This is a genomic window from Roseivirga spongicola, assembly GCF_001592965.1.
Taxonomy (GTDB): Bacteria; Bacteroidota; Bacteroidia; order Cytophagales; family Cyclobacteriaceae; genus Roseivirga; species Roseivirga spongicola.
Genome location: NZ_LRPC01000028.1, coordinates 1,253,408 through 1,276,486, shown reverse-complemented (window position 1 = coordinate 1,276,486; position 23,079 = coordinate 1,253,408). Strand labels below are relative to the sequence as shown.

The following is a 23,079-nucleotide window of genomic DNA, read 5'->3' as shown; positions in this document are numbered from 1 at the left end:
TTTTCAAAAGTAGAATATCATAATCAAAAGTAGAATAAGAAGCTTGGCTCAACTCAGCTTATTCGAATGGCGCTTTTGAGTGATTTAGCGGACTATTTTACTCGTTGTTGTTCTTCTTTTTCCGCTTGAATATGTTGCCAATTTTCTTGAAGAGACCTTCCTTTTTCTCAGGTTCACTTGCAAGTGTATCTACCTGAAGGCGCGTGGTTTTTGGTTTGTCTGTATTGGTAAAAAGGCGCTTGATAAAACCTGCTTCCTTCTCAGGAGTACAGCCCATCATATTGATAATTCTGGTAGAAGGTGGTGAGAACCGAGCATTGGCAATACTTCTTAATTCATCAGAGCTGTTCATCTTTTGCTGAAATAGGGCGTAGATAGGCAAGGCAGAATTAGCTCCTTGCCCCATAGCGGTACTCCTGAAACCAATGCGATGATCATCTGAGCCTACCCATGTGACTGTTAGCAACCTTGGGGTTAAGGCTACAAACCAACCGTCTTTATTGTCTTGGGTGGTGCCCGTTTTGCCAGCAATATCATTGGTGAGTCCGTATTTCCAGCGAAGTCTCTGAGCAGTGCCTTCATTTACTGTGCCTTTCATCATTTCTAGCATAATCTGGCGTGTCTGTTCGCTAAACACTGGCGATTCGGCTACATCTGGCAAAAAGCTGTGCAATGTATTACCATCACTGTCTTCTATTTTGGTAATGAAGTAGGGAGAAGCTGGTTTGCCATTATTAAGGAAAGAAGTGTATGCCTTGGCTAATTCCATCATACTCATTTGTGCAGTACCCAGCGCAATAGAAGGAACGTACGGGATGTCAGATTCAATACCCATATTGTGAGCTAGGTCTACAATATTAGAAATGCCTGCATCTTCCATTACCTTCACGGCTACAGTATTGATAGACTTGGCCAGTGCGGTCTTCATGGCGTAATCTAATTCATATGATTCCCCTCCAGAGTTGGTGGCCGTCCAGTCATCATAATTAGCATAGGTTACCTGTTGACCAGAATAGTAATCGCAAGGCTGCTTGCCAGCTTCAAGAGCGGCTGTATATACTATAGGTTTAAAGGTGGAACCTACCTGACGTTTGGCCATGGCAACGTGGTCATACTGAAAATGCTCAAAGTTAGAGCCACCAACCCACGTTCTAACCGCACCAGAGTATGGGTCAACTGAAAGTACTCCGGCCTGTAAAAATTTGAGGTAGTGTTTTACGCTATCCATATGAGAAGCCTCAACAATCTTAGTCCCGTCCCAATCCCACAATTCAATTTTGTGTTTGAAATTAAGCGAGTCTTGAATTTGCTTTTCCGTAAGCTTTTGAGATTTTAATTTCTGGTAATAAGGAGACTTTTGCAATGCATCATTAATCACTCTTTTATCAGTTAACCATGGTGCTCTACTTCCATAACTTTCCTCAAAGTCTTTCTGAAGTGCTTTGAGGTGTTCTGTGAATGCTTCTTCGGCAATCTGCTGCAAGTCGTAGTTCAGAGTGGTATAAATCTTTAAACCGCTGGTATGTAGGTTAAAGTCAGTTCCGTTTTCTTTATTGTAATCCTTCAACCATTGCTCCACTTTCTTCTGAAGATTCGCTCTAAAATATGGGGCAAGACCTTTGTCGTGGTTGAAAGAGTAATAGTCTAGCTTTAAAGGTTTTTGTACTGCTATTCTTCTTTCTTCATTCATTAGGTAACCATAGCGCTCCATTTGGGCCAGTACAGTATTTCTTCTAGCAAGTGAACGTTCAGGGAAAAGCCTAGGATTATAGCTGTGAGATGCCTTGAGCATACCCACAATTACAGCACTTTCAGGAAGTGTTAATTCAGATGTTTTTTTGCCGAAGAATTTCTCTGCCGCACTCTCCACTCCAAAAGTATTGTCTCCAAATGGCACAGTATTTAAATAGAGCGTTATGATTTCTTCTTTGCTGTAGATTTTCTCTAAGCGTATAGCGCAAATTGCCTCTTTTACTTTGCTTACTGGCATAGAAAATATGCCGTGATCTTTTCTCGGATAAAGGTTTTTGATGAGTTGTTGAGAGAGCGTACTTCCTCCTCCAGCTGACTCATCTCGCATAAGAATAGACTTGAAAACCACCCTGAGTAAGCTTCTTTGGTCTACACCATTGTGCTCATAAAAACGAGCGTCTTCAGTAGCAATTAGCGCATCGATAAAGTGCTGAGGAAGCTCTTCATAGGTAACTGGTTGCCTATCGAAAATAAAGTATTTACCAATGAGTTCCCCACCTTGAGCGTAAACTTCAGAAGCTTCACTTTGCTTAATGTCTGCGAGTTGATCTTTGCTGGGCAGAGGTTCCCAAACTTCAAATAGCACACTTAGATAAAAGCCGAATATGAATAGAATACCCGCTAAGCCGGTAAGGGCTATCCATTTGATCCAACGCTTTTTATTAGTTTTCTTTTTTCTGGCTGACATGGACTTAGGTGAAAAACGTGACTGCCGAATATTTCTTGCAAAAATAGTGGAATAGTTTCCCACTCTACATACGAGCTAGTAATTTGGCAGTTACATGGAACCGAAATCAATTTTTCTCAAACGGCCAGAAGTGACTAAAGTGGTAACAAGTCTGCGAGAGGCAGAAATGCCTTTGAGTTATGATTTTGAAAAGCATAAATACACTTGGGAAGAGCAAGGCATGGAGTTTTCGCTCAGGTTACCAATTACCATTTTCTCCAATGAAGAAGGGCTGGTAGACCTAGAAAAAGAAGTAACTTATCTTATGCTTTTGGTTCAGAGTGGAAGCGCTTCGGTGGGTGTTTTTCAGCATGAAAAGTGTCTTTCCCATAAAGTCTTTAGCTCGTATATGGTGCGTAAGAAGCAAGGGAAGAGCCAGATTAAGCACTTAAAGACTAAAGGCAAGTCGAGGGCTGGTTCTAGAATTAGGCTTGCCAGTGGAGCCGAGATGTTCGATAATGTGAATGAAAGACTCCAAAGACATTTTCAAGAGCATGGTTTCGACCGAATAACCTTTAGCTGTTCAAAGATTCTGCTTCCTCATTTGTTTGGGGCGAAGGTTGAGCCTCCTTTCGATAAAAAAGATCCTAAGATTTATAAAATCCCAAAGCATTTGCATCAGCCGAATTTTGAAGTGATGCTCGGAATGCAACGCTTCCTCAACCTTGGTGAACTCATTATCCCACAGGAGGTGAATGAGGAGGATTTGTTTTATTTGAGATAGTCAGTGTTTTGTCATTCCCGCGTCCCAAACCATCGGGAGTTGGAATCTCCAAAAACTCTCAAAAGCCATTTGAGATTCCCGTTTCCACGGGAATGACGATCCAAAAACCAATTTCCTTTGACATCAATCAATTCAAAACTACCTTTAGGCCATGAGGAAATTAGCGGTAATCACTAGCGGAACAAAGGGTATCGGCAGAGCTACAGTTGAGAAATTTTTTAGTGAAGGTTTCGATATTGTAACCTGTGCAAGAAATGCAGAAGACTTACTCAAACTGAAAGAATCTCTATGTTCAACTGGTGAAGGAGAGGTGTATGTTCGCCCAACCGATATGTCTGTGAGGTCTGAAGTGACGGCTTTTGCAGAATATGTAAAAAGCCTTGGCAGGCCTGTTGATGTGCTTCTTAATAACACAGGTGTATTTATTCCTGGCTCTATTCATGAAGAGGAAGAAGGTAACCTTGAGAAAATGATTGAAACCAATCTTTATAGTGCTTATCACTTGAGTAGGGCTTTGGTAGAAGATATGAAAGCCAGAAAAGAAGGGCACATTTTTACAACAGGTTCCATCGCTGGCTTTACCGCTTATGCCAATGGAGGTAGCTACGCCATTTCCAAATTTGCCTTACTCGGTTTCACCAAATGCCTAAGACAAGAGTTGAAAGACTTTGGTATTAGAGTTACCTCAGTGCTTCCTGGAGCTACTTTTACCGCTAGTTGGGAAGGAGTAGAGTTGCCACAAGAACGCTTTATGAAGCCCGAAGACATAGCAGAAGCCATCTATTCAGCGCATTCGCTTTCTAAACAGACGGTGGTAGAGGAGATCGTATTAAGGCCTCAGTTGGGGGATATTTAATATTGAGTCCAGATTTTATAGCCTAAACTAAAACCTGCAAAGTTCTGAGTCATTTGATTTGGTTGAAGCACTCCTTCAAACTCAAAGTCATCCGCAGTAGTGCTTTTCAATGAGAGTTTTAGAGATGCATTCAAATAGAATCTAGAATAAGCTAAGCTTATACCTATCTGCCAAAATGGATCATACTGGTCGAAGCTGGAATTATAAGCAACATTAGCGAGTTCCAATTGATTGAGATTGGGTGTCCCATTTGAGTATGTGACCTCATATCCCTTCTTGTTGATCATTCGCATGCCAAAACCAACATTTGGTTGAACTTCTAACTGCTTGAATAGAGAGAATTTACGGCCAAAAGAAAAATCAAAGAAGACAGGCGCAAATTTATATTTTATGAGCTCTTCAATATTTCTATTGTGACTTAATACATACTTGTTTGTGAAGTTGAAGAATGTCAAACTATACTCTGTACTTACATCAACCCTACCATTTATCCTCCAATTTGGAGCTAGGTTGTATGATACTTCTATTCCGTAGAATATTGGGTTGTCTAAATCCACCTCGTTAGCAGTGATATATGCTTCATGATTATTAATGTTCACATGTGAATCTACATATAACTGATTTACACCAGCTCGAGCAAAGACATTGAATCTTTCTTGAGACTTAAGCTGAAGAGAAAGGATTGATAAAATAGCGATTAGGGTCATCACTACTGAGTATCCTTTTGTTTTGTGTGTGTACATGATAATGAATATAAATCTTATTGCTATTTATGTCAAATTTGAATCCACTATATAGCTCAGATTAAACAAGTTCTAACAACATTTTAAACTTATAGAAGTTACCTTTGCAGCAAGCATAAGATTCATGGAAGCTACCATTTCGCAAGCGAAAAAATACTGTAACAGTTTAGTCGAATACAATCGTAGAAATACCATCCCGGTAAAGGTTGGAGATGTGATTATAGGCGGTGACAACCCCATAGTAATCCAGTCTATGACCACCATAGATACTATGGATACCATGGGATCGGTTGAGCAAACCCTTAGGATGGTTGAGGCCGGTTGCGAATTAGTTCGAATTACAGCGCCAAGCCTTAAAGAGGCCGAGAACCTCAGAAACATAAAGGAAGAGCTTCGTAAGCGTGGCTGTAATGTGCCATTGGTGGCAGACATTCACTTCACACCCAATGCTGCTGAATTAGCGGCTCAAATTGTTGAGAAGGTTCGAATCAATCCTGGAAATTATGCCGACAAAAAGAAGTTCCAGAATATTGAATATACTGACGAGACCTATGCTGAAGAACTTCAGCGCATAAGAGAACGATTTACCCCACTAGTAGAACTGTGTAAGCAGCATGGAACGGCTATGAGAATTGGTACGAACCATGGTTCTCTTTCTGATAGAATCATGAGTCGCTATGGAGATACAGCTTTAGGAATGGTAGAATCTGCATTGGAGTTCTTAAGAATTTGTGAAGACTTAGATTACGACCAGATCGTCCTTTCAATGAAGTCGAGCAATGCGCAGGTAATGGTTGAAGCGTATCGCTTGTTAGCTCAAAAACTAGACGAAGAAGGCTTGAAGCCTTATCCGCTGCACTTAGGCGTAACCGAGGCAGGAGAAGCTGAAGATGGAAGAATTAAATCGGCTGTTGGAATCGGTACGCTACTAGAAGATGGTTTGGGCGATACGGTAAGGGTTTCGCTAACAGAAGAGCCAGAATTTGAAGCACCAGTTGCAAAGAAGTTAGTCGATAGATATAAAACTCGTTCAGGTCATGAGATCATTCCAGCCATAGAAGAAAACCCAATCGACCCGTTTCTTTATCATAAGAGACAGTCGAGAGAGGTGCTCAATATTGGAGATGTCAATGTGCCTAGAGTAATTGCCGACCTCAGTGGCTTAGAAGAAATCGGAATTAAGGATTTGAAGGCGGTAGGCCATTTCTACTTGCCTGAGCCAGATAAATGGACAATGAATGATCAGGGGGCAGATTTTGTCTACTCTGGTAGCAAGTCCATTCCGTTTATGCTGCCGAATGGCTTAATGGAATTAGTCGATTATCCTGCTTGGAAAGGGCTTTCCGATCGAAAAAATAGATACCCAGTTTACTCACTCGAGCAATTGGCAGAAGCAGAAGACTGTGATGATGTGTTGAACTTCATTAGGCTAGATGCTTCACAAATCTATGAAGAAACTATGATGATTTTAGAAGCCGACAATCTAGTAGTGCTTCTAGAAACTAACAATGAACACGCGATGCCTGCTTTGAGAAGGTTTTTCTTTGAGTTGGTAAAGCGGAAGCTTTCAGTTCCGGTTATCGTCATCAGAAATTTTGAGGTAAAAGATGAAGAGGAGTTTTTGATTCACGCTTCAACCGATATTGGTGGATTATTGGTAGATGGTTTTGGTGACGGTGTTATGCTTAGTGCTAGTCTTTCTTCAGATAGCGAAACTTTACTAGCAGACATTAAGTTGAAGAATTCGACAGCCTTTGGGATACTTCAGGCAGCTAGAACCAGAATGACCAAAACTGAGTATATCTCTTGTCCTAGCTGCGGTAGAACCTTATTCGATTTACAAGAAACCACTGCGATGATACGCAAAAGAACTGATCACCTGAAAGGGGTGAAAATCGGAATCATGGGATGTATAGTAAATGGCCCCGGAGAAATGGCCGATGCAGACTATGGTTATGTAGGTTCTGGAAAAGGGAAAATTACTCTTTATAAGGGGCAAGACGTAATGAAGCGCGGAGTGCCTTCAGAGCAAGCGGTAGACGAATTGATTGAGATTATCAGAGCTGATGGCAAGTGGATGGAGCCCAAAGCTGTTGAAGCATAAATTGAAAAGATATGTCAGAAGAAAAAAGAACGGAACAGAAAGGGGAGAGAGTTAAGCTGTCAGCAAAAGAGGCTTTTGATTTCGGCCCTGTGCTTGGCTATTTCTTTAGGAAAAAAGATCCAAGTCGTCCGTCAAACTTCAACCTAAAGGTGATGCATGGAATCAATAAGATTTCCATCATTATGTTTCTAATTGCGCTTACCGTAATGATCGTTCGTTTCATTTCTCGCATGTGATTTACTTAGACGAATTTCGTGAGTATTGCCTTAGCAAACCTGGAGTAACTGAAAGTACACCATTTGGACCTGATACCTTGGTGTTTAAGGTTATGAACAAAATGTTTGCGGTTACAGGCATAGATGAATTCGAATATGTCAACCTCAAGTGTGATCCTGAAAGAGCTGTAGAATTACGAGAACAATGGGCTGGTGTTAAGCCTGGTTGGCATATGAATAAACAGCACTGGAACTCTGTCTTCACCGATGGATCAGTTCCTGATAAAATGATCTTGGAACTTACGGACCATTCTTATGACTTGATTGTCGCTGGTTTACCTAAGAAACTCAAGGCTGAATTGGATAGTATATCAGAGGATAAGTAATCAGTTGAACAATATATCGAGGAATCAGGTAACTGGAGAATCAGAAATACGCCCACACCATAAAGCAGGGTAAATCCGACTTTGAACTATTAAACTTTGAACCTTGAACTAATCAAGTTTGCCAATAAAGCGTCTGCTCTTTTATAGGGTTCTCGAATGGAATTTTCTCCTCTTGGCATTTTTCATATCTAGAACGAATGGCATTGTACCATTTGGCTTGCATATCGGGGTCACCCATAAGCATTAGAGGAGGATTATTATTGAGGCCTTCTTTCAGCTTTTTGAACACGTCTACATCTTGCTGAATGAAGGTATTTGCGAACCTGTAAAAGATTGGTTTCAGTGGTTTGAACCAACTGATATCTGTGTAAACAAACTGAGTTAGCTCAGTCTCCTGATCATTGACAGGAGTGAGGGTGGTCATAATTACGATGTCGTTTTCACCCACCCTTAGGTGCTCAGTTCTGATTCCTGGTATTTGGAAACTGATTTCTGTAGTCTGCTCTTTCTTCAGGATTTTATACGCTGCAGAATTTTTAGAAGGCGCATGTCTCACCATTGTGAATCCAAGATGAGAAGGAGCGAATTTCTTTTCCTTCAACTTAAGGTTGCTTTTCTTTCTGAAGAACCAAGACTGATGCACGAATGGAACATGGGCTGGGTCAATCAAACCGATCACCGAATGGTCGAGACCGCAATCCATTTTTTTGGCAGTGACTAAATCGAAAGATTGATTCTCACTCAGCGGAAAATATGGGAAAAGGCTTTCGTCAATATCTTCAGGCTTCCGCATATCGCGTGGCATATAAATAAATACAATGCCATGCAGTTCACGAACTGGGTAATACGGTGCTCTGATTTTGGAAACGTCTAATTTAGACTGTGGTGGTAGTGCAGGAATTTTAGAACACACACCATCGGGTCTAAATCTCCAGCCATGGTAACAGCACTCAATTTCACAACCATCAAAGTTTCCATAGGTAAGTGGAATACCTCTATGAGGACACTGATTGCGTAGGGCAAACGGCTTTCCGTTTTCATCTCTCCCCAAGCAAATTTTCTCACCATCGATTTCCTTTTCCATGGTTTCTCCTTTTTTCAGGACACTTCCATGACAGGCTACATACCAGATATTTCGTAGGTTTTTCGACTTTACTGCACTCATTAGCGTACAAACTTAATATAAACTCTTGGCAGTTTGAACTTTATGAAACAAAGCTGTTACTGCTTTTAGTTATTATGGTTGTTAAAACTAAATCTGTATTCGCTATGGAAAAACTATTTACAGTATTGTTGTTGGGCTTATCGATAAGTGCAAGTGCCCAAATTGAGTTCACCAAACTAGAGTCTACAGACAAAGATAACCCTATGGATATTAGTAATATACTCGAGCTAGAGTCTGTGAAGGGCTCTCCTTTAGGTTTTAGGGCTTGGCTTAAAGGAAGAGCCGTAAGTATAAATAGAGATACCTCTGGCTATTATCTTATAAACTATCACACTCAAGGTGATGGCGTGTTTTTTATGGATAGCGCTACAAAAGATGTTTTTGAGACTGATGAGTCTAACATCGCGTCTCTATTGATATCTAGTGATGAAGGAAACGAGAATCTTTTTCGTAGAATTCCTTGGCATGAATTTAAGGTTTACCCCAAAAACCCTAGAATTTGTCAGATTTTAGTTGATAAGCCTGGCTTTGAATTGGTTAAGTACTACGATAAGAAATTTGAGAAATCGGAGGACATAACCTTACCAGAAGTGAATAGAGTGGCCTATTTGGATTTCTATATTCCTGAAGAACGGTATTTCTGGAGAGGTGAAAATGAAGAACAGTATGAAGAGGTGAATTTCACCAAAAGCTGGTTAAAGACTATACTGAATAAAGAGCAACAAAAGCGATATAAAGACTATCAAAGGCAGAATAAAGTCCGCTGGAAAAAAGAGCAAGAAGTAATTGCCATGTTAGAAGTGGTGCTATGAGGTAGCTGTGCCCTAAGAAGGGATGAGAAGGTTCGTGTTTTGATAATACTAGAAAAATGAGTCTACAACAAAGGTGCTAACAACCTACATACCGACTCTTTGAGTTTTGGCCATAATTTGCGCCCTTGCCATCTTTCAAGTTCAACTAAATCGCTATCAGTTTTATCTATTTCGAACTCCTGTATTAACTCGGCTACTATAGTTTTGTCATAGAAGTAGGCATTTACTTCATGGTTTAGGTCGAAGCTCCTATAGTCCATATTGGCACTACCCACGGAGGCAAAGTTATCGTCTATGATGATCACTTTGGCGTGCATAAAACCCTTATCATAGAAATACACATTCACTCCAGCATCGAGCAATTGCCTCACATACGACCTAGATGCCGACTTCACTATCCATGAGTCAGAGTCTTTTGGAATGATCAACTCCACTTTTATATCGCTCTGTGCCGCTGTTGTAATAGCGTCTAAGATACTTTCTGTGGGTATAAAATAGGGGGTTGCAATCCTTACTTTTTGGTTTGCAGAGTTTATAGCCAGAAAAAAGGAGTCCATGATACTCGCTAACTCCCAATGAGGGCCACTAGCATTAATCTGAACCCAGTGAGAACCTTTAGGTGTAAATTCTGGGAAGAAGTTACTCTCAGGTAAAATCTCTTCTTGCGTAACAAATTGCCAGTTGAGGATGAACAAAAACTGAAGGGTTTTTACGGCTTCACCTTCAATCTTTACATGAGTATCTCTCCAAAAGGTGGAGTGCTTCCCATTATTTATGTATCTGTCGCTAATGTTTATTCCTCCAGTAAAGCCAACCATTCCATCTACTACAATGATTTTTCGGTGATTTCTGTAGTTGATTTTACTGGTGAAAGAAGGGAAAAGCACAGGCATAAATTCAACAAGTTGAACCCCTCCACTTTTCAACTTATTGAAAAAAGACTTAGATAAAGAAAGTGAGCCAACTCCATCTACAATTAGCCTAACGCTTACGCCTTGTTTGGCTTTCTTTATGAGTAGGTCTGCCATTTGATGTCCTATGTCATCTTCCTCATAAATGTAGTATTCAAGGTGAATATGATGGCGCGCTTGCTCAATGGCTTTGAATACTTCCGGAAACTTTTCTTCCCCGTTTTTGAGAATGGTTACCTCGTTATTTTTTGTGAGCGGAGACAGGTCTTTCCGTAGAAACCTAACAACCCTTTCGTATTGGTTTAAGCTAGGAGGAAGCACCTCATTGATCTCCACCTCATTTACCCTGTCTTGAAAGTACTGTTCACCAAAAGCCTGATTAATGAGTAGTTTTTTAGCGAAGATTTTCCGCTTGCGGATATTTTGACCGAAGAATAGATAGATTATTATACCTAGAATCGGTAAAAGTAGAAGTAGTAAAAGGTAAGAATGTGTTTTGAGTGGATTCCTGTTTTCTAGCAAAATACCGATCACCACAAAGAAGATAGCCACATAGTAAAGAGGCAGTACAAAGGGCGAAATGGTTTGCCAGAGCTCAAGCATAAATCAAGATAAGTGCTTGGTTTGGAAATCCACTCATAAAACTGTTGAAATGGGTTTATTCTTAAATATTCTGTTTTTAATTGACCAATCCAGCCCCTACTGAATAGAAAGGGAGTTGATATTGTCAGTTAACCAATCATAGACTATTCAGTATTTAAGGAATCCACTTAACGTCTTTGAAGTTTGGCTTTCTTTTTTCTAGGAAGGCATTTCGGCCTTCTTTAGCCTCATCTGTCATGTAAGCCAAACGCGTGGCTTCTCCGGCAAATACTTGCTGGCCTACCATGCCATCATCAGTCGCGTTAAAGGCAAACTTGAGCATTTTGATTGAAGTTGGTGACTTCTGGAGAATCTCTTGAGCCCAATCGTAGGCTGTATCTTCTAATTCTTCGTGAGGAATAACGGCATTTACCATTCCCATTTCAAAAGCCTCTTGTGCAGAGTAGTTTCTACCAAGAAAGAAGATTTCTCTTGCTCTTTTCTGGCCAACCATTTTGGCAAGGTAAGCCGAACCGTAACCACCATCAAAGCTGGTTACGTCTGCATCGGTTTGTTTGAATATGGCGTGTTCTTTACTGGCTAAAGTAAGGTCACAAACAGTGTGTAAACTATGACCTCCACCAACGGCCCAACCAGGACAAACACAGATCACTACTTTAGGCATAAAGCGAATTAATCGCTGAACTTCAAGGATGTTCAATCTCGGCATGCCATCATCATCTACATAGCCTTGGTGTCCACGCGCGTTTTGGTCGCCACCTGAGCAGAATGCCCAGCCACCGTCTTTTGGCGATGGACCTTCTCCTGAAAGTAAAACCACTCCAATAGAGGTGTCTTCACGGGCATCGAGCAAAGCTTCGAAGAGTTCACCCACAGTTTTGGGTCTGAAGGCGTTTCTTACCTCAGGTCTGTTGAAGGCAATGCGTGCAACGCCATCTCCCGACTTTTTATAGGTAATATCTGTGTACTCTTTTACGGTGGTCCAGTTTACTTTGCTCATAGTGAATTAATTTGTTTGCGAAAATAAGCGATAGGGCAGAAGTAGCAAGATGGAATTAGGGAAAACATAGGTTTGATCTTTAAACTAGCTTAAAGCGGAATCTTGAATAGCGCTCACTTGTAATGAGTTTATACTTAAATTGTTGACTTTAAATAGCTTCGTACTGCAAGAGCACGCCAGCTTGGAAAGGGTTTAGTAGCAATGAATAAAAGCAAAAAGGGCCACCCACCGGGTAGCCCTTTTCAATTGGTTATTTGAAATAAACTAGTTTCTAATTGGGCTAGAGAAGTCTTTGAAGAAGTTGAAGCTTACTTGCTGATAGGCTCGCTGGAATGCTGGCCAATCATTGCTGAAGAAGTCATTAACCTCTTGCACTGCCTCGTTCATCATTTTCTCTGCATTTTCTTTCAGGTCTCTTTCGTTCGGACCTGGAGCAGTAAGTCTAGAGCTTGCATATCTACGAGCTTGACCAATCCAGTTGCCAGCAGTAGTATAACGAACTGGAGCAACAGCTTGACCTCTTTCCTGACGGATTCCGGTGGTCAACTTTTGCACTTCTTCAAACTCGGCTTTTACTGTTTTCAAAGCCTCGCTAAGCGCTTTAGTTTTCTCCTTGTCGTCTTCTTCCTTGATCTGAGCTTCTACCTTGCTAATAATCTCGTCAGCTTCTCTTACTCTGTTGGTAAGTTTAGCCCAAGTCTGAGACATTTTAAGAATTTCGTCTTGGAAGTTCTGCTTAGCTCTAAGGTCATTCAAGTTCACCTCAATTCTAGGGTCGGTATGAACAGTTACAGTCTTTTCAACTTTGTTATCACCTAACTCAAGAACTACAGTGTAGTCACCAGGTAGAACTTCGCCAGCAGTTTGCTCACGGTTACGGCCTCCGCCAAAACCACCGAAACGGCCACCGCCACCGCCTGTTATTTCAACAGGGTAAGGGTTTCTTCTATTTAAGTCCCAGCTAATAGTGTTAACCTGACCCTTTTTGTAAGTGCTTTCTGAAGTTCTTATAGTGTCGCCACTATTATCTAGAACAGTCATTTTGATACGACTAGGAAGCTTTTTTGCCTCTGGCTTAGCTTCTTCCTCCTGATTCTTCTTCTTGCGTCTTCTATTGTTTTCTGGCTCTGGCGTTTCTTCCTTCGCTTCATCATCTTTCACGTAGAATTTCACAGCAGCTCTACCAAAGTATTTGTTTTGTCCTTCGTAAGAACCTCCATCGGCAGGGAATCTCATACCAGCAGGCTGACGGTAGGTCATCTGATAAGCATCTGCAATATCGAATACAATTAAGTCTTCGTTTTTAGCACTGTTAGCGCCTCTAGCAGCAAATTCTCTTAATGGACGAATATCATCCAATACATAGAATGCTCTACCAAAAGTACCAATAGCTAAGTCATGCTCTCTTTCTTGGTAAGCCAAGTCGTAAGTAGATACATTAGGGTAACCGTGGTTCCACTTATTCCAGTTCTGAGCTTTATCGAAGCTTACGTATAAGCCATTTTCAGTTCCTAAGAATACCAAATTTGGCTCAATAGGATCTTGGAGAATAGTTAAAGTGTAACCGAATACCTTGTTATTATCAGCAATTCTTGTCCAGGTTTGACCATAGTCAGAAGTATGGTAAGCATAAGCAGACCAGTCGTTTCTTCTATAGTTGTTGGCTACAACCCAAGCTTCGCCAGCGTTGTAAGTAGAAGCACGGATTTGAGGAATCCAGCTACCTGCTGGTAGCCCAGGAAGCTTAGCTCCAACGTTAGTCCAAGTTTCACCGTTGTCTCTAGTAATTTGAAGGTTACCATCGTCAGTACCTGCCCAAATAACGTCTCTTTCTACAGGGCTTGGAGCTAATGCAATAATAGTAGTGTGGTTTTCAGCACCTGTGGCATCAATTGTCAATCCGCCACTTTCATTTTGCTTTTGTTTCTCAGGGTCATTAGTAGTCAAGTCTGGAGAAATTCTGGTCCAGTCATCTCCTCTGTTTGAGCTATAGTGAACAAATTGAGAAGCATAATACACACCATTAGGATTGTGTGGATCGATAGCTACTGGAGCATTCCAGTTAAATCTAAGTTCAACTGCAGTATCTTGAGATGTTGGCTTTACAGTTTTAGTGTAGCCAGAAACTCTGTCATAACGAGTTACATTACCCTGCTGAGACATAGTATAGCCATATCTAGAGTCGCCCGGAATAGGAGCAACATCAAAACCATCGCCAAAGCTTAATTCTTGCCAATCGCTATTTCTAACACCAGCGTAGTTAAATACGTATGAAGGCCCTACCCAAGAACCGTTGTCTTGCATACCACCGTAAAGGTTGTATGGGAATTCGTTATCTACATTTACATGATAGAACTGACCTACAGGTATTTTCTCAGTGAATCTCCAAGACTTACCCATGTCTCTGGTAATGTTTAAACCACCATCATTTCCGTCTACCATAAATTCAGGATCTTCTGGGTGAATCCACCAAGCATGGTGATCTGGGTGAACACCAGAATAAGGGATAATTACCTCAAAAGACTTTCCACCATCTTCTGAACGAGAAACCATTGAGTATAGACTGTATAGTCTGTTTTCGTTATCAGGATCAGCATAAATTGAAGAATAATAGAAAGGTCTGTTACCCATATTGCCTTCTTTGGCAGCAGTAGTTGTTTGTTTCCAAGTCATGCCACCATCTTCTGAGCGATAAAGAGCATTTTCTTTAGACTCAATCATGGCGTACATGAAGTTTGGTTTGTTATGAACAATGGTTAAACCAATTCTACCGTAAGGTCCTTTTGGTAAGCCACCTTCACCAGTAAGGTTCTTCCAAGTATCTCCACCGTCTAATGTAACGTAAAGACCGGAGCCTTCCCCACCAGACTTGAATGTCCATGGCCATCTTTTGTGCTCCCACATGGCCACAAAGATTTTATCAGGGTTGCTTGGATCGGCCACCATATCGGCCACACCAGAAAGGTTGTTGGTGTAAAGAATTTTCTCCCAAGTTTTACCACCATCTTGCGTTCTGTAAACACCTCTTTCTTCGTGCTCTCCCCAAGGAGAACCAATAGCACCTACATAAACAACATCAGGGTTTTCTGGGTGAATGTAAATTCTGTGAATGTTTCTTGTTAATTCAAGGCCCATCAACTCCCAGGTTTTACCACCGTCAATGGTTTTGTAAACTCCGTAGCCAGAGCTTACTGAGTTTCTTGGGTTACCTTCGCCAGTACCTACCCATACAACATCTGGGTTTTTCTGGTTAATGGCAATGGCACCAATTCCTTGAACAGCCTCATCGTCAAAAATTGGCTCCCAGTTGAGTCCTCCTCCAGTAGATTTCCATACTCCACCAGATGCAGCACCAGCATAAATAATGTCTGGGTTGCTTTGAACAACATCAATTGCGGTAATTCTACCACTCATGGCAGCCGGGCCAATACTCCTGGCTTTCATGTCTTTAAAAATGTCCATGTCTACTTTCTGTGCCCAGCCTGTAGAGACTGTGAATAGCAGCATGAACGCTAACAGATAGATTCGTTTGGTTAGTGAATCTCCGATTTTTCTAGTCGTCATCAGATTCTTTTTTGTTGAATAAAATCCAAAATAGACCAAGAATCTGGTGTCTAAAATTTAAATCTTAGGAACGAGTAAAAACCGTTATAAGTGGCAAAGTAGAGTCGATATTAATCGATATAGGCTTTAATGCCTATGCTAAAGGTAAATGTGTCGAACCTAGACCGTTGAACATCGAGAAGATAAATCTCTTGTTCCGTATCGAACGAAACAGAGTTAGGAGTGAGGTATTCCGTTTTTCCGGTTTTGAGCGTTTTAAAATTGATATCTATTAAAATGTCTGGGTTTACCGGGATTTCTACACCAGCACCTATGCCATATGTGAAAGAAAAGTCGTGCCAGTCTAGGTATCTATCAAAAGGGTCTTCCAAAGCCGAATCTCGTAAAATAGAGCGAGTGAACACAAAATTGACCCCTGCATTAAAATCTACATAAGGGTAAAACCCAGCATCACAATCTGGCGAAATTCTTATGAAACCTAAGAGGCGAGACATTTCAAATTGTCTTCTATGTCTGTAATCGCCCATTACCGAACCATGCCAGCCATTTCTTAATTGACTACCGTAGCGAGTGAAGTCCAATGTTCCTCCTAAGAATATTGGAGAGTCTTTTAGATTGAAGGCGCCAGTAACGGCAAAACCGCCACCCCATAAATCGGGAGAATCATTTTTAAGCTCTCCTGTTGGAAGTACCGTTTGAACGTTGAAGCTCATTGTGTTTTGAGCTGATAAATTACCTAAACAGAATAATGCAATGAGGATTGAGAAAAAGGCTTTCATTTGAAATTTGAGTTGATTGACGCTCTTTACCAAACCAATAACGTGCCAAATTAACACTAAATATTTTGACATTAAGCTAAAATAATTAGCTAATTTGCTTCCAAATATTCATTATGAGTCAGGTTGCCGAAAATATTAAACACTTGAGAAAACTCCATGGGTGGACCCAAGGAGAGTTTGCGGATAAGATAAATATTAAGCGTTCTTTGGTGGGTGCTTACGAAGAAGGAAGGGCAGATCCTAGGCTTAACAACCTCCAAAATATGTCTAAAGTATTTGGAGTTTCGGTAGACTCAATGATTTCTAGAGATCTTACGGCCAAAACACTCGAGCAAATTCGTTCAACCCAGAAGAATACGGGTGGTATGAAGGTGCTATCTATTACGGTAGATCAGGAGGACAATGAGTTTATTGATTTAATACCTCAAAAGGCATCTGCGGGCTATCTGAATGGTTATGCAGACCCTCAATATTTAGAAGAGTTGCCTAAGTTTCAAATACCAAGTCTACCTAAGTCTGGTACCTATAGAGCTTTCGAAATTACTGGTGATTCCATGTTACCCATTAAGCCCGGGACAATAGTAATTGGCCAGTATTTAGATGCCATTTCCGATATTAAGGATGGCAGATGTTACATTATTCTATCTAAAGAAGAAGGAGTTGTGTATAAGCGTGTGTTCGATTATACACATGAGCATGGACAGCTGTTTCTAGTTTCTGATAATAAAGCCTATTCACCGTATAAAGTAGATACTTCAGATGTAATAGAGATTTGGGAAGCTAAAGCTTATTTAAGCATGGAGATTCCTGAGTATGCAGATGATGATATGAGTTTTGAACAGTTAAAGAATATTGTGCTTGAATTGCAGCAAGAGGTAATTAAAATGAAAGGCTAAAAGAAGTCTTTCACCATTTCATCTATTGGGAAGTTATAATTAGGGAAGATGTCAATGTGCAACAATGATTTCATCTCTAATACCAATACTATAAAAACTACAAAGAATACTAGGTTGAGGATGAAGCGGCCAGCGGTTAAAATATCTGCAAGAACAAGTTCTTTAATTGGGTTGTGGTGGTGGGCGGCTTTTTGTGACATGGCTTTTGTTTTATTATGATTTAAAGGTAGTCCGATGCGCAAAAGAATCAATAGGAGATTTACCTAATTGCAGCGAATAATGAATAGCGCAATTAGCTATTAGCCAATAAAGTTTCTTGTCTATCTGGTTTTCCAGAAGCAGTAAAACACCATTTTCTCACTAAAACCCAACGTTTTGGCAGATGATACTTTTTGAATTCATCTTTAAGAGTGTGGTAGGAATTGTTCACTTTGTCTATTAACTCCTGACTTTCTGTAAGGCCAACCAGTTGTTCTCCCAATTTTTCATTGGGTACTTTCCATACCCAAACGGAAGTATTAAAGTACTTCGATAGTTCTTTCTCCAATGGTTCCACTGATATTTTTACTCCACCACTATTAACTACCAAGTCTAAACGGCCTAGCCAATGAAACCCATTTTCTGTAGATTCTACGAGGTCATTGGTTTCAATCCATTGATTTTTGGTAACCGTGCCTTTTACCTTTAGTCGGCCATGTTCATCAACTTTTATCTGATTGTCTCCGATTAGTTGATAGGAATTTACTCTATTGTCTCCATTTATACGCTTCAGTGCAATGTGCGAAACGGTCTCTGTCATCCCAAAAGTTTGGTAAACTTTGGTTTTCAGTAATTGAAGTTTATCCAATAAGTCTTCATCTACTTTTGCACCTCCAATAATCAGTTGATCTATACGATTTAGGAAAGATACTCCCTCAGCCGACTTCATTAGTTCGAGCACCTGAAGAGGAACCATTGCAGTGAAATCTAGCGCGTTCGGAATAATTGGGCTAGAAGAAGCAGGAAGAATATGCAACTGCCAATTGCCTATTAGCGCTCTAACCAGCATCATTCTGCCTCCAACCATATCGGGATTCATGCACAGTAAGGCACTAGCACCAGTAGGAATGTTAAGGTGTTGAATGGTAGCCTCGGCACTTGCTATCATTTGAGCTCTGAGAATATCTATGTTTTTGGGTTTACCTGTGGAACCAGAGGTTTGTAAGGTGAATGATAACTTGCCCTTCAGCCAATCTTTAATAAAAGCTTGAGTATTTGAAGCCCAATCTAGACCTTTAGGCAAAGTTATTGTGGTAAATTCACTAAAGGTATAAGACTCAGTGTTGATGATAATTGTGCCTTCCACAGCCAAGTTTAACCAAATAAAATGAGACAGCAACTCAGCCTAATTACTCTTTTGCTTTTTCTTTCTGTAGGACTAAAAGCGCAGAATGGTTTTACCATTTCAGGAACCGTTAGCGATGCAGAAACAGGAGAGACTCTTCCTTTTGCGAATGTGTTTTTTGCCGAAACCACTTATGGAGTAAATACCGATGCCGATGGTAGGTTTGAGATAAAAGTATCGGAACCTGGTACTTATGATCTTATTATTCGCTTTGTGGGCTATAAGACATACGGACTAAATATTCGCTTGGAAGATAAAAGAAGCTTGTATTTTAATGTCGCTTTGACACCCGAAGAAGTGAATTTGGGTAGTGTAACTGTAACGGCTGAGAAGGATGAAAACTGGAAGCGCTATTTGCAAATATTTAAAGATACCTTTTTGGGCTTCTCTAAAAATGCATCGCAATGCAAGATTCTCAATGAAGATGATTTAGATTTCTATTACGATAGAAAAGAGAATGCTCTTTATGCTTATTCTAAAGTTCCAATAAAGGTGGAGAATAAAGCTTTAGGCTATTTGATAGATTACTACTTAGAAGAATTTAAGGTAGATTATTCAAAACGATTGAATACCTATTTTGGCTATACAGTATTCACTGAAATGGAAGCCAAAACCAAGCGAAGGGCTAGAGTTTGGGAAGAAAATAGAAGGAAGGCATATGAGGGTTCTCTGCAGCATTTCTTCTCCTCGGTTTTTGAAGGCAAGTTAGAGGAGGAGGGTTATATAGTACAGGTGGCTAAAGACGTAACCAATTTTGGTAGAGTGTTAGACCCTACGAATGTGAATCTTCGCGAGTGGTTAGATCAAGGGCAATCTGACCTATCTCGCCAGCTTCCTTTCGATAACTTTCTGTACGTAACCTATACCAAAGAAAGAGAAACACCAGAGTATGTGCAAAAAGCCAAACCTGGCGGCAAGCTTAACTCTGTTTCGGCATCGAGGTTAGGTGAGCAGATCTCTTGGATTTCTTTAGCCGAAGGCAAGGAAGCCATTGAATTTGAGAGAACAGGGTATGTTTATGATCCGCTGAGCTTTTACTCCTCAGGGTATTGGGGTTTCGAAAAAGTTGCTGACATGGTTCCTATAAACTACAAGCCTAAGCAGTAGGATTTATATGCAGTGAAGATCTCTTCGTTTTTTCTAGGGTCGGAGAAGACTTCTATGATTTTTGGCGAAGCGGATGGTTTGAAGAACTCCTTCAACTCATCATTCAATCGGTCTTCGTTTTTCACTTTTGCGTAATCGAACCCAAACTCTTTTGCCGTTAGTTTTGCCGTTAAAGGCTGTTCTGTTTGAAAAAGCTTTTGGTAGCTACTTTGAGTTTTTGGCCCCTTAATCATTCCGAAAATTCCACCTCCTGCATTGTTCAGTACTATTATTCTGAGGTTGCTCAGATCGTACCCATGCCAAAAGGCATTTCTATCATAAAGAAATGCCATATCTCCGGTAAGTAGAGTGGTTAGTTTGCCAGAAGCTAGTGCTGCACCAACAGCAGTGCTGTTGCTACCATCAATACCACTGGTACCTCTGTTACAAAATACCTCAACCCCTTTGGCCCGAATCCCTACAAAGTTAGCGTAGCGCACAGCCATGCTGTTGGCTAGGTGTAATTGGGAGTTTGCAGGGATTTGTTGGAGTACATTGTGAACAGCTTTGAGTTCACCAAAATCAGACTGTTTAATAAATTCTTCGCTTTTGCGCGAAGCTTCTTGTTCAATTTTAAACCAGTCAAGATTCAGGTCAGAGTGGTTTTCTGAAGAAACTCTTTTGGTAAGTTCTGAAGCAAAATAGGTTGGTGATAGGTTTAAGTTATTGCTAAGGTGTTGAAGACCATCATTCAAACGGTTTCCCTCTTTAATATGCCAATGATATTTTGGAGGATTTTTCCTTAGGAATATTTTTAAGTTCTTGGAGATCAGTGATTTTCCAAAGGTGATGAGTAGGTCTGGGGTTTGTATTTTTAGTTGTCCTTGTAGGAACAAGTCTTGCTTACCGATTGCCTTCTCTATGTCTTGTTGATTTCCCGTAACCTCATTGATAATGGTCAGGTTGGTTTTGCTTTGAAGCAGAGTAAGAGATTCTGTTAAATCAGAATCAGGCTCTAGTTGACCAACAACCAGCAATCTGCTTTGCGCCTTTTGCCATACATTGAGCAATTCCTTCCAGGTATTTTCTGAAAGTGTTCGTTCTGTTTTGTTAGCTGTAATCCGTCTCGTTTCTGGGTACTCATATTTATCTCCTTCGCTGGGGTAAAAAGGCTCGCGAATGGGTACATTTAGGTGGACAGGGCCTTTTGGATATTCTTCAGAGACAAGTATTGCTTGGTTTACTAACCTATTAGAATGCCATTTTGCGTCTGAATGAGAAAGGTCTACAGGTAAGCTCAAACTGGCTTTAATGTGATTTCCGAAAATACCTTCTTGCTGAATGGTCTGACCATCATACTGGTCTATCCATTCAGGTGGTCTGTCTGCAGTAATAACGAGTAATGGAATTTCTTGATAATATGCTTCGGCAACGGCTGGTGCATAATTGTAAACTGCCGAGCCAGAGGTGCAAATTAGTGCTACTGGTCTTCTCAATTGCTGAGCTATCCCCATGCCAATAAAAGCAGCAGATCTTTCATCGGCAACCACCTTAACATCTATTTCTGGGTGATTCTCAAAGGCTAATGAAATGGAGGCAGATCTAGACCCAGGAGAGATAATCGCCTGAGTGATTCCGTGAGCTGCGCACAGGCTAGCAATTTCGTTGATGTGTGGTAGTATCAATGGGCTTGATTCAAAATATTGAGCAAGGTATTGAATTTCATTTCGGTTTCGGCAAACTCTTTTTTAGGATTAGAGTGAGCAGTAACTCCTGCGCCAGCAAACAGGCGAGCTTTATCTTTCGCCAATTCCATGCACCTAAGGTTTACATATAAGCTAGTCTGCTCTTCTATATTTACAGGCCCTAAAAAACCTGCGTAGAAAGATCGATCTAGTTGTTCTTCGAGCTTTAAAAATGACAGCGCTTGCTCTTTAGGCATACCTGCTACTGCCGAAGTAGGGTGAAGCAGCTCTAGCATTACGGTAGGGAGTTCAGGGAAGTTAGTAGCTACAACATCTACTTCAAAAGAAGTCTTAAGATGAAGTAGGTTGCCAGCCTTTATGGTTTCTGGGCCTTTTTCAACGTATTCACGAAGTCTAATTTTCTTAAAACAGTTAATGATGTACCGGCTCACCATGGCCTGCTCTTCAATTTCTTTTTGTGTCCATGCCGTTTCACTCAAATCATTTTCTGGGTTGAACCGTTGAGTGGCAGCCAGAGCATGAGTTCTAAATGTGTTGAACTCTTTCTCGATTAGTATTTCTGGAGTGGCGCCCAGCCATGAGCCCAATTCAGGGATGGAAACAAAAGAGATAAAGGCATTTGGATAAGCTGCACAAAGGTTGCTGTATAGTTTGATAAGATCGAAGCCAGCAGGTAGGTCAATGTCTGTTGACCTAGCGGGAACTACTTTTTCGAAAAAACCATCTCTAATTGCTTCAACACACTTTTCAACTAAGGTCTCGTAGTCGGAGCTTTTTGGTTTTGCTAAGTTTTTTGACTGATTGAAAAGTGGTGATTCCTCGTCACTTTCGATTCGGTCTATTAACTTTTTCTTGAAGCTATCTACTTGCAGGGTATTGGCAGAAGCCTCATTTACAGGCTTAATGACCACCTCGTCAAAGTCGAAAGACAATAATACATCTCCGTTGATGAAGAAGCCTTTTTCTTGATTGAAATTGAAGGGAGCGAAAGCAAAGCCGTTTTTAAGCTCTTGCAGTTCGTATCGATCTACTTGCAAGGCTTCTGAAAAGGAAATCAGCAGGTTGATTTCAGTTTTGTTAGGCTTTCTCCAAACAGCTACTGGTAGTTGTTCTTCTTGAGCTAAAGCCAATGCCGAACCAAGAATTTGTTCTTTAGAAAACAACTTCAAGTCGGGTTCCAATACGCTCCAATTCTTCTTCTCCATTCTTATTTTCTGTCCAACACTGCCATAGTAATTCTGCTTATGCAGATTAGCTGATCTTCATCATTGGTGATTTTAATTTCCCAAACCTGTGTTTTCTTTCCCACATGAATTGGGGTGGTTTTGCCGAATACATAACCTTCTCGAGCAGATTTAATGTGGTTGGCATTGATATCTAAACCTACACAATACTGCTTTTCAGGGTCTACCGTTAAGGTTGCAGCTACACTTCCTAGTGTTTCTGCAAGTACCACCGAAGCACCACCATGTAACATTCCCAAAGGCTGATGAGTTCTATGATCTACCGGCATTTTAGCTACTAGGTAATCTTTACCTAGTTCAATCATTTCTATACCCAAATGTTCAACTAAAGTGTTTCGGCCCATTTGGTTGATAATATCTAAGGTAGCTTGAGGATTGAACATGCCTTTCTAGATTAACTTTTTAGCTTTGCGGCTGGCTGT

General features: G+C 40.7%; 20 protein-coding genes. 8 read left to right on the top strand and 12 right to left on the bottom strand.

The window, feature by feature from the left end:
• Positions 1-97 precede the first annotated feature (97 nt).
• Positions 98-2,440 (bottom strand): penicillin-binding protein 1A, encoded by a 2,343-nt coding sequence (locus AWW68_RS17540; RefSeq protein ID WP_068224045.1) that lies wholly within the window; start codon positions 2,438-2,440, stop codon positions 98-100.
• Positions 2,441-2,534: 94 nt separating this feature from the next.
• On the opposite strand from AWW68_RS17540, the gene AWW68_RS17535 reads away from it, so the two are divergent.
• Both AWW68_RS17535 and AWW68_RS17530 read left to right on the top strand, forming a co-directional pair.
• A complete protein-coding gene (locus tag AWW68_RS17535; protein ID WP_068224041.1) occupies positions 2,535-3,203 on the top strand; it encodes a hypothetical protein in 669 nt (222 codons plus the stop codon).
• 151 nt (positions 3,204-3,354) lie between these two features.
• Positions 3,355-4,059, top strand: a complete 705-nt coding sequence (locus AWW68_RS17530) for an SDR family oxidoreductase (RefSeq protein ID WP_068224037.1) — start codon at positions 3,355-3,357, stop codon at positions 4,057-4,059.
• On the opposite strand, the gene AWW68_RS17525 is transcribed toward AWW68_RS17530, so the two are convergent.
• A complete protein-coding gene (locus AWW68_RS17525; protein ID WP_068224035.1) occupies positions 4,056-4,802 on the bottom strand; it encodes a hypothetical protein in 747 nt (248 codons plus the stop codon). The two genes, AWW68_RS17530 and AWW68_RS17525, sit on opposite strands and share 4 nt — an antisense overlap.
• A 124-nt stretch (positions 4,803-4,926) precedes the next feature.
• Here AWW68_RS17525 and ispG point away from each other — a divergent pair, with 124 nt between their 5' ends.
• Genes ispG through AWW68_RS17510 form a run of 3 tightly spaced genes read left to right on the top strand, consistent with a single transcriptional unit; the run spans position 4,927 to position 7,507 of the window.
• On the top strand, positions 4,927-6,906 hold the full coding sequence (ispG, locus tag AWW68_RS17520; protein ID WP_068224032.1) for a (E)-4-hydroxy-3-methylbut-2-enyl-diphosphate synthase: 1,980 nt from the start codon (positions 4,927-4,929) through the stop codon (positions 6,904-6,906).
• Positions 6,907-6,917: 11 nt separating this feature from the next.
• The gene (locus tag AWW68_RS17515; RefSeq protein ID WP_245660264.1) at positions 6,918-7,142 is read left to right on the top strand and encodes a DUF6728 family protein; all 225 of its coding nucleotides are present in this window, start codon (positions 6,918-6,920) and stop codon (positions 7,140-7,142) included.
• Positions 7,142-7,507, top strand: a complete 366-nt coding sequence (locus tag AWW68_RS17510) for an MmcQ/YjbR family DNA-binding protein (protein ID WP_068224273.1) — start codon at positions 7,142-7,144, stop codon at positions 7,505-7,507. The genes AWW68_RS17515 and AWW68_RS17510 overlap by 1 nt, the downstream gene beginning before the upstream one ends.
• Positions 7,508-7,619: 112 nt before the next feature.
• Here AWW68_RS17510 and AWW68_RS17505 read toward each other — a convergent pair whose 3' ends face one another.
• Positions 7,620-8,672 (bottom strand): aromatic ring-hydroxylating oxygenase subunit alpha, encoded by a 1,053-nt coding sequence (locus AWW68_RS17505; RefSeq protein ID WP_068224029.1) that lies wholly within the window; start codon positions 8,670-8,672, stop codon positions 7,620-7,622.
• Between the two features lie 104 nt (positions 8,673-8,776).
• Between AWW68_RS17505 and AWW68_RS17500 the strand changes: the two genes are divergently transcribed.
• Positions 8,777-9,484 (top strand): hypothetical protein, encoded by a 708-nt coding sequence (locus tag AWW68_RS17500; protein ID WP_157717707.1) that lies wholly within the window; start codon positions 8,777-8,779, stop codon positions 9,482-9,484.
• 62 nt (positions 9,485-9,546) lie between these two features.
• Here the strand turns inward: AWW68_RS17500 and cls are convergent, their stop codons facing one another.
• From cls to AWW68_RS17480, 4 genes are all read right to left on the bottom strand, one after another.
• On the bottom strand, positions 9,547-10,998 hold the full coding sequence (cls, locus tag AWW68_RS17495; RefSeq protein WP_068224024.1) for a cardiolipin synthase: 1,452 nt from the start codon (positions 10,996-10,998) through the stop codon (positions 9,547-9,549).
• A gap of 154 nt (positions 10,999-11,152) precedes the next feature.
• Positions 11,153-11,998 (bottom strand): 1,4-dihydroxy-2-naphthoyl-CoA synthase, encoded by an 846-nt coding sequence (locus AWW68_RS17490; RefSeq protein ID WP_068224018.1) that lies wholly within the window; start codon positions 11,996-11,998, stop codon positions 11,153-11,155.
• A 264-nt stretch (positions 11,999-12,262) separates the two neighbouring features.
• Entirely contained in the window at positions 12,263-15,562 is a 3,300-nt protein-coding gene (locus AWW68_RS17485) for a VPS10 domain-containing protein (RefSeq protein WP_084375736.1), read from the bottom strand.
• 110 nt (positions 15,563-15,672) lie between these two features.
• Positions 15,673-16,413 carry a hypothetical protein gene (locus AWW68_RS17480; protein ID WP_068224014.1) on the bottom strand — a complete coding sequence of 247 codons (741 nt, stop codon included), beginning with the start codon at positions 16,411-16,413 and terminating at the stop codon, positions 15,673-15,675.
• Positions 16,414-16,454: 41 nt separating this feature from the next.
• Between AWW68_RS17480 and AWW68_RS17475 the strand changes: the two genes are divergently transcribed.
• A complete protein-coding gene (locus AWW68_RS17475) occupies positions 16,455-17,237 on the top strand; it encodes an XRE family transcriptional regulator (protein WP_068224011.1) in 783 nt (260 codons plus the stop codon).
• Here AWW68_RS17475 and AWW68_RS17470 read toward each other — a convergent pair.
• Both AWW68_RS17470 and AWW68_RS17465 read right to left on the bottom strand, forming a co-directional pair.
• Positions 17,234-17,437, bottom strand: a complete 204-nt coding sequence (locus tag AWW68_RS17470) for a hypothetical protein (protein WP_068224009.1) — start codon at positions 17,435-17,437, stop codon at positions 17,234-17,236. The two genes, AWW68_RS17475 and AWW68_RS17470, sit on opposite strands and share 4 nt — an antisense overlap.
• Positions 17,438-17,529: 92 nt before the next feature.
• Positions 17,530-18,582 carry an AMP-binding protein gene (locus AWW68_RS17465; RefSeq protein WP_157717705.1) on the bottom strand — a complete coding sequence of 351 codons (1,053 nt, stop codon included), beginning with the start codon at positions 18,580-18,582 and terminating at the stop codon, positions 17,530-17,532.
• A 21-nt stretch (positions 18,583-18,603) separates the two neighbouring features.
• Between AWW68_RS17465 and AWW68_RS17460 the strand changes: the two genes are divergently transcribed.
• Positions 18,604-19,728: a carboxypeptidase-like regulatory domain-containing protein gene (locus AWW68_RS17460; RefSeq protein ID WP_068224001.1), complete on the top strand. Its 1,125-nt coding sequence runs from the start codon at positions 18,604-18,606 to the stop codon at positions 19,726-19,728.
• Here the strand turns inward: AWW68_RS17460 and menD are convergent.
• From menD to AWW68_RS17445, 3 genes are read right to left on the bottom strand one after another with little or no spacing between them, the layout of a single operon-like run.
• Positions 19,710-21,392: a 2-succinyl-5-enolpyruvyl-6-hydroxy-3-cyclohexene-1-carboxylic-acid synthase gene (menD, locus tag AWW68_RS17455; protein WP_068223998.1), complete on the bottom strand. Its 1,683-nt coding sequence runs from the start codon at positions 21,390-21,392 to the stop codon at positions 19,710-19,712. The two genes, AWW68_RS17460 and menD, sit on opposite strands and share 19 nt — an antisense overlap.
• Positions 21,389-22,618: a chorismate-binding protein gene (locus tag AWW68_RS17450; protein WP_068223995.1), complete on the bottom strand. Its 1,230-nt coding sequence runs from the start codon at positions 22,616-22,618 to the stop codon at positions 21,389-21,391. Before AWW68_RS17450 ends, menD begins: the two co-directional genes overlap by 4 nt.
• Before the next feature lie 2 nt (positions 22,619-22,620).
• The gene (locus AWW68_RS17445; protein WP_068223992.1) at positions 22,621-23,040 is read right to left on the bottom strand and encodes a hotdog fold thioesterase; all 420 of its coding nucleotides are present in this window, start codon (positions 23,038-23,040) and stop codon (positions 22,621-22,623) included.
• Positions 23,041-23,079 lie beyond the last annotated feature (39 nt).